5 protein-coding genes are annotated in these 6,080 nt (G+C 59.2%); 3 read left to right on the top strand and 2 right to left on the bottom strand.

Annotated features, from left to right (window positions below):
* The first annotated feature begins 468 nt into the window (after positions 1-468).
* The 3 genes from ACZ5RT_RS11930 to ACZ5RT_RS11920 are packed head-to-tail and all read left to right on the top strand — an operon-like array spanning position 469 to position 4,987.
* Positions 469-1,647, top strand: a complete 1,179-nt coding sequence (locus ACZ5RT_RS11930; protein ID WP_464452598.1) for a TolC family protein — start codon at positions 469-471, stop codon at positions 1,645-1,647.
* Positions 1,648-1,649: 2 nt separating this feature from the next.
* On the top strand, positions 1,650-3,809 hold the full coding sequence (locus tag ACZ5RT_RS11925) for an ATP-binding cassette domain-containing protein (protein ID WP_464452597.1): 2,160 nt from the start codon (positions 1,650-1,652) through the stop codon (positions 3,807-3,809).
* Positions 3,806-4,987 (top strand): secretion protein, encoded by a 1,182-nt coding sequence (locus ACZ5RT_RS11920; protein WP_464452596.1) that lies wholly within the window; start codon positions 3,806-3,808, stop codon positions 4,985-4,987. Before ACZ5RT_RS11925 ends, ACZ5RT_RS11920 begins: the two co-directional genes overlap by 4 nt.
* A gap of 17 nt (positions 4,988-5,004) precedes the next feature.
* On the opposite strand, the gene dut is transcribed toward ACZ5RT_RS11920, so the two are convergent.
* Together dut and ACZ5RT_RS11910 are read right to left on the bottom strand one after the other, a co-directional pair.
* Entirely contained in the window at positions 5,005-5,472 is a 468-nt protein-coding gene (gene dut / locus ACZ5RT_RS11915; RefSeq protein ID WP_464452595.1) for a dUTP diphosphatase, read from the bottom strand.
* A 6-nt stretch (positions 5,473-5,478) separates the two neighbouring features.
* On the bottom strand, positions 5,479-6,012 hold the full coding sequence (locus ACZ5RT_RS11910) for an FKBP-type peptidyl-prolyl cis-trans isomerase (RefSeq protein ID WP_464452594.1): 534 nt from the start codon (positions 6,010-6,012) through the stop codon (positions 5,479-5,481).
* Positions 6,013-6,080 lie beyond the last annotated feature (68 nt).

Below are 6,080 nucleotides of genomic sequence, written 5' to 3'. Positions count from 1 at the left end.
CGTTTCATCTGTCACATCCACTGGCGTGACAGACCGCGAATCTTTGAATCAGAGCGCATGGGCTGAAAAGTCCATGCGCTCGTAGTTTCATTGGATCTGATGTTTTTAATGTTTTAATTGAATTAACTGTTTTATAAGTCTTAAAAATTTTAATTTAAAACTAAGGTTATTTATTAGTCTAAAATTGACAGCATGGATTCATCTGGAAATTGACTGAAGAGGTCTTTTTGGGGTCTTGCACATGCCTTCGAGGCTCATCCAAGGCGGTTTTGTGTGTTCAAGGTGTAAAAAATGCTGGATTTAAATCGCTGTCACTCGATGTGGCGCTGGGCCTGGATTTCGTTGGGGCTTGTTGGTTTTCCTTTGACGGGAGCAGCACAGCACGAGCTTGTCACTGCCCGCCAGGTGGCTGCTGTGCTGCCTACTGAGGTGGCCAGTGCGCCGTCGCATGCGGTCTTTGAGGGGCTGTTGAGGACCGCGACATCGGTGCACCCGCAGGTTCGCGCAGCCTTGGCGCAAGGCGATGGGGCGAAGCTCGATGTGGATGTGGCCAAGTGGGGCTTTTGGCCCACCGTGTCATTTAACACGCAGCGCACCGATGGCCCGAACACGGCGGCTCAAAAAGGTGCGACTTTCAATGTGCAGCAGCCATTGTGGTCTGGTGGCGCCGTGAGGGCACGCGTGGCCGCTGCTGAAAAGTTGGATCAGGCCAGCGCCGAGCAGGTGAATGTGGTGCGTGGTGATGTGGCTTTGCGTTTGGTGGAGGTCTGGGCCGGTTTGCTGGATGCCGAGGCCAACCGCGCCGTGACCAACCGCACCTTGGAAGGGCTGAACCGCTACCAAGCCATCATGCAGCGGCGGGTGTCGGCGGGTTTGTCTTCTTCGGTGGAGCTCAGGCTGCTCGCTGTGCGCGTGTCGCGGGCGCAGGCCGATTTGGCGGATGCCGAGTCGGCCATGCAAATGGCGCTGCAGCGCATGGAGCAGCTGGTGGGTGGGCCTTTGCAAACGTCGTTGCCAGCTTTGCGCGTGCCATTGCCTCAAGGCCCTTTGGCGCAGTGGATGAAGATGCAAAGGGCCGAGGTCGCGGCTGAACGTTTGGCGCAACACCCCGCAGTGCGCAGGGCCGAGCTGGATGCCGCGGCGGCCTCGGAGCAACTGAAGGTGCAAAAAGCCGAGCGCTGGCCCAAGCTGGTGTTGGCTTATCAGCGTCGCCTGGGTGATGTGACCACCGAGGCCGAGCGCAGTTTGTGGACCCTGGGTCTCAATTACACCCCTGGTGCGGGCCTGGCAAGCATGACGCAGTCGGCTGCGGACAGTGCACGTTTGCAAGCCCGTCTGGAGGCCGTGGACGCGGTGCGCCTGGAAAAGCAGGAGTTGTTGTTGCAGGACTGGGCCACTTTGCAACGTGAATTCGACCGTCAGACGTCCTTGGCGTCCACGATTGACAGTGCCAGTGAAGTGCTGGCGTCTTACGAGCGGCTGTATTTTGGTGGCCTCAAAAGCTGGCTGGAGGTGCTCAATGCTTTGCAGGAGTTGTCTCAGTCGCAGCTGCGTCTGGCGCAAGCCGGCAATGCCACCACGCTGGCCTACTACCGCTGGCGTCTGCGCAGCGGTGAGCTGCCGACCCACCCAGATTGGATGCGATGACTATGAATGAATTGGCTTGGGCGCAGCTGAGTGCTGCATTGGTGTCTTTGGCGCGCACACAGCGGTTTGCCCTCGACGAAGTGAGGTTGCAGGGGGCTGTGTTGGCAGTCGCGGGTGTAGAGGGCGCTGACGCGGTGGCTTTGTCCCCGGTATTGGCCGAGCAGGTGTGTTTGCAGGCAGGTTGGGTGGGTGCGCGAAGCTTGCCTGCGCCACTGCGCGAGCGTTTGCCCTTGTTGGTCTGCAGCCGCACCCATGGCTGGGGCTTGCTGACACAAGGTCTGATGGGTGACGAATGGTTGCTCGAGCGTGCAGGCCAGCCGGCGGTGCATGTGGGGGCTGGCGATCTGACGTGTGTGCTGCGGGTGTTGCCACCCGAGGCCGGGGCGTCGGGTGGGCCTGCCAGATTTGAAGACCGTTTGTCGCAGGTGCTCAAGTCGTTTCGGGGCCCCATTGCAGAGTCGATCACCGCGTCTTTGATGATCAACTTGTTGGCGGTGGTGGTGTCGTTTTTCTCGATGCAGGTTTATGACAAAGTTATTCCGACCCGCAGCATCGAGACGCTGGTCGCCCTGCTTGGCGGTGTTTTGATCTTGATCGTTTTTGAGTGGGTCATGAAATGGGCCCGGTCCAAGGTGATGGACCGCGCTGTGGTTGGACTGGACAGCCGATTGGGGCGGGACATTTTTGAGCGTTTGCTCTCGGTGCGGCTGGACCAGATGCCTGCTTCCGTTGGTTCTCTGGCTTCGCAGCTCAGAGGCTACGAACAGGTCCGTAACTTTTACACCGCCTCAACTCTGTTCGCTCTGGTGGATGTGCCTGCTGCTGTGATCTTTTTGGTGGTGATTGCGTGGATCGCCTCGCCCTGGGTGGCTTTGGTGCCCTTGGTCATGGCCACATTGGCTTTGGTGATTGGCTTGACTTTTCGCAGTCGGGTGCGTCGCCTGGCTGCCGAGGGCCAGCGCGAGGTGAACATGAAGACCGGCATGTTGGTCGAGACCGTGGAAGGGGCTGAAACCATCAAGGCCACCCACGGGGGCTGGTTCTTTTTGTCCAAATGGATTGATTTGTGCAACAAGACGATCCTCAACGATCTGAAGATGCGTCACACCAATGACAGCTTGCAATACTTCATGGCCAGCATGCAGCAGTTCAGTTTTGTGCTGCTGATTTCTCTGGGTGCCGCGCTGGTGATTGATGGGGTGATCACCATGGGTGGTTTGATCGCCTGTTCGATATTGGGCGGGCGTGTCTTGTCGGCCGTGATGATGGTGCCCAGCCTGATGGTGCAGCACGCACACGCCCGTGTGGCGATCGATGGCGTGGAGGGTTTGTACAAGCTGGCACCTGACACCACCGCGGGTGTTCAGCCCTTGACGCCTTCGGTGTTGAATGGTCAATATGTGCTGGAGGATGTGCAGTTTGCCTATGGCAAAGCGCCGCCTGCTGTGAGTGTGAAGCGTTTGACCGTCACACCCGGTGAGCGCATTGGCATTTTGGGCACTGTGGGTTCAGGCAAATCCACGTTGTTGCGTTTGATGGCAGGTTTGTATCGCCCCACCGAGGGGCGTGTTCTGATCGATGGCTTGGACGTGTCGCATGTGGCGCGTGAGACGATGAGCCGGCATGTGGGTTATGTGCAGCAAGACCACCGCTTGTTCGAAGGCACTTTGCGTCAGAACCTGTTGGTGGGTTTGCCCAATCCGGGCGATGACGTGATCAAGGCCGCGATGGCGCAGACCGGCTTGCTTGATTTGGTGGCAGCGCACCCCATGGGCTTGGATTTGCCTATTTTTGAGGGCGGGCGCGGCCTGTCTGGCGGACAAAAACAATTGTTGGTGTTTACCCGTTTGGTGTTGGCGAGCCCCAAGGTCATGTTGCTCGATGAGCCCACGGCCTCCATGGATGCAGGGACCGAAGCCCGTTGTCTGAATGCACTGCGTAACCCGCAACTGGGCGGCAGCACCTTGGTGCTGGTCACGCACAAACCCAGCATGCTGGCTTTGGTGTCGCGCGTTTTGGTGGTGGCGCGTGGCCAGGTCGTGATGGATGGGCCGCGTGATGCGGTGTTGGCGCAGTTGAGTAAAAACACCCAAACCGAGACACCGTCTGCCCGCCAAACGCCGCCTGCCGTGGGCGTTCAGGTCACAGGAGCGCGGGCATGAAAGAGAACATGAAGCAAAGAGCAGATTTTGATACGCCCCACAGTGCATCGGTGCGCCTGACCTTGTGGGTGACGATGGTGGGGCTGGTGGGCTTGACCGTCTGGGCGGGCATGACCGAGATCGATCAGGTCAAACGTGCGCAGGGGCAAGTGATTGCCAGCGACCGCACGCAGATCATTCAGGCGGTCGACGGTGGCGTGCTGCGTGAGTTGTTCGTGCAAGAGGGGCAAGAGGTCAAAGAGGGGCAGTTGCTGGCCAGCTTTGAGAAAACCCGGGTCAAGGCGGCGTTGGACGATACGCAGGGCAAGGTGATGGCCTTGCGCATCACATTGGCCCGTTTGCGTGCCGAGGTGTATGGCCAAAAATTGAGCTTTGACCAACAGATGAAGGCTTACCCGGCCTTGATCGAAAACCAGACCAACCTGTACAACCGCCGCAAGACGGCCTTCACGGAGGACATCCAGGCGCTGCGCAAGGTGCATTCGGTGCTGCTCGAAGAAAGCGAGATGATCAAGAAGCTGGAGTCCACTGGCGATGTGAGTCAGGCGGATATCTTGCGATCACGCCGCCAGATTGCCGACATCGAGGCGCAGATCACGACGCGGCACAACAAGTTTTTTCAGGATGCCCAGGCCGATATGACCAAGGCCCAGGAGGACCTGAATGCCCAGAGCGAGGCGTTGAATGACCGCGCTCAGCTGCTGGAGCAGACTGACCTCAGTGCGCCCAGCAGGGGGTTGGTGAAAAACATTCGTGTGACCACCTTGGGCGGGGTGGTGCGGCCGGGTGACACGGTGATGGAGTTGCTGCCCACCCAAAGTGGGCTGGTGCTGGAGGCCAAGGTGTATCCGGCCGACATTGCTTTTGTGACCGTGGGGCAAGCGGCCAATGTGAAGCTGGATGCGTTTGATGCCAGCATCTATGGTGGCTTCAGGGGGGAGGTGGTTTATGTGAGCCCCGACACCTTGGTCGAAGAAACCCAACGCGGCCCTCAGCCCTATTACCGGGTGCATGTGAAGATCGGTGCCAAGGACTTTGATGGCGAAAAGGCCCAGCGCATGGAGGTGCGCCCCGGTATGACGGCGCAGGTGGACCTGGTGGTGGGCCAGCGCTCGATTTTGTCGTATCTGGTCAACCCGGTCAGCAAGGTGCTGACACAGGCGTTGCGGCCGATTTGAGGGTTCAGGTGTTGGGTTCAGGTGCCGGTGGAGCCAAAGCCCCCGGCGCCGCGCTCGCTGCTTCGGCTGAATTCGTTCACCACCTGAAACTGTGGACGCACCACAGGCAAAAACATCATCTGGGCAATGCGTTCACCCGGCTCGATGGTGATGGCCTCGCTGCCGGGCGGGTTCCGGTTCCAGACGCTGATGAAGCATTGGGCGGTGTAGTCGGCATCGATCAGGCCCACGCTGTTGCCCAGCACCAGGCCTTTTTTGTGCCCCAGGCCCGAGCGGGGCAAGATCACGGCGCAAAACTCAGGTGAATCCATGTGCAGCGCGATGCCGGAAGGCACCAGCACCGCAGCTTGCTGCGGCTGAATGTGCAAGGGTGCGTCGATGCAGGCAAACAAGTCGATGGCTGCAGCCAGTGGGGTCTGGTACCTGGGCAGGCCCCAGGTGTTCAAGCGCGGGTCCAGGATTTTGATTTCGATGTTGGGGTTCATGGCGGCTCAGTGCAGTGTCGGTCCTGTGGGCATGCCTTCATCGCCCACTTCGATCTTGAAAAAGCCCGTGCCGCAGCTGCCGCTGCCCACTTCGGCTTCGGTCGCCTCGCGCACCGATTCCACCTTCAGGTGCAGGCGCAGTGCAATGCCCGACAGCGGGTGGTTGCCGTCCAGCACCACATGCTCGGGGTAGATTTCCGTGACGGTGTAGAGCACGTTGCGCGGTGCATCCGGGTGGCAGCCTTCGGGCAGCGCGGTGCCTTCGATGGTCAGGCCCGGCTCCAGACCCTCGGGGAAGAGGGCCAATGGCTCCAGAAAGAGCAGGTTTTCATCGAAGTCGCCAAAAGCATCCTCGGGCTCCAGGTGCAAATCGACCTTGGCGCCTTTTTCATGGCCTTGCAGGGCTTCCTCGATCTTGGGCAGCAGATCTTGGCCGCCAATGAAAAATTCAACGGGCTCGTCCAGGGTGTCCAGAACTTCGCCCAGCGTGTCTTTGAGTGTCCAGGTCAGTGCGACCACAGAAGGTGTCTTGATTTCCATAGGACAATTGTCGCAGTTTGGCGGCCGGTTTTGAGGCCGCTTGCGCTTTGAATGGGGCCGGTTGAGCC

This window comes from Limnohabitans sp. TEGF003 (assembly GCF_055395455.1).
Note: the sequence above shows the minus strand (reverse complement) of the source record. Positions and strands in the feature narration are given on the sequence as shown.

Coding starts and splice junctions, on each gene's coding strand:
- ACZ5RT_RS11925 (WP_464452597.1), top strand. CDS start 1,650: ATGAATGAATTGGCTTGGGCGCAGCTGAGTGCTGCATTGGTGTCTTTG.
- ACZ5RT_RS11920 (WP_464452596.1), top strand. CDS start 3,806: ATGAAAGAGAACATGAAGCAAAGAGCAGATTTTGATACGCCCCACAGT.
- dut (WP_464452595.1), bottom strand. CDS start 5,472: ATGAACCCCAACATCGAAATCAAAATCCTGGACCCGCGCTTGAACACC.
- ACZ5RT_RS11910 (WP_464452594.1), bottom strand. CDS start 6,012: ATGGAAATCAAGACACCTTCTGTGGTCGCACTGACCTGGACACTCAAA.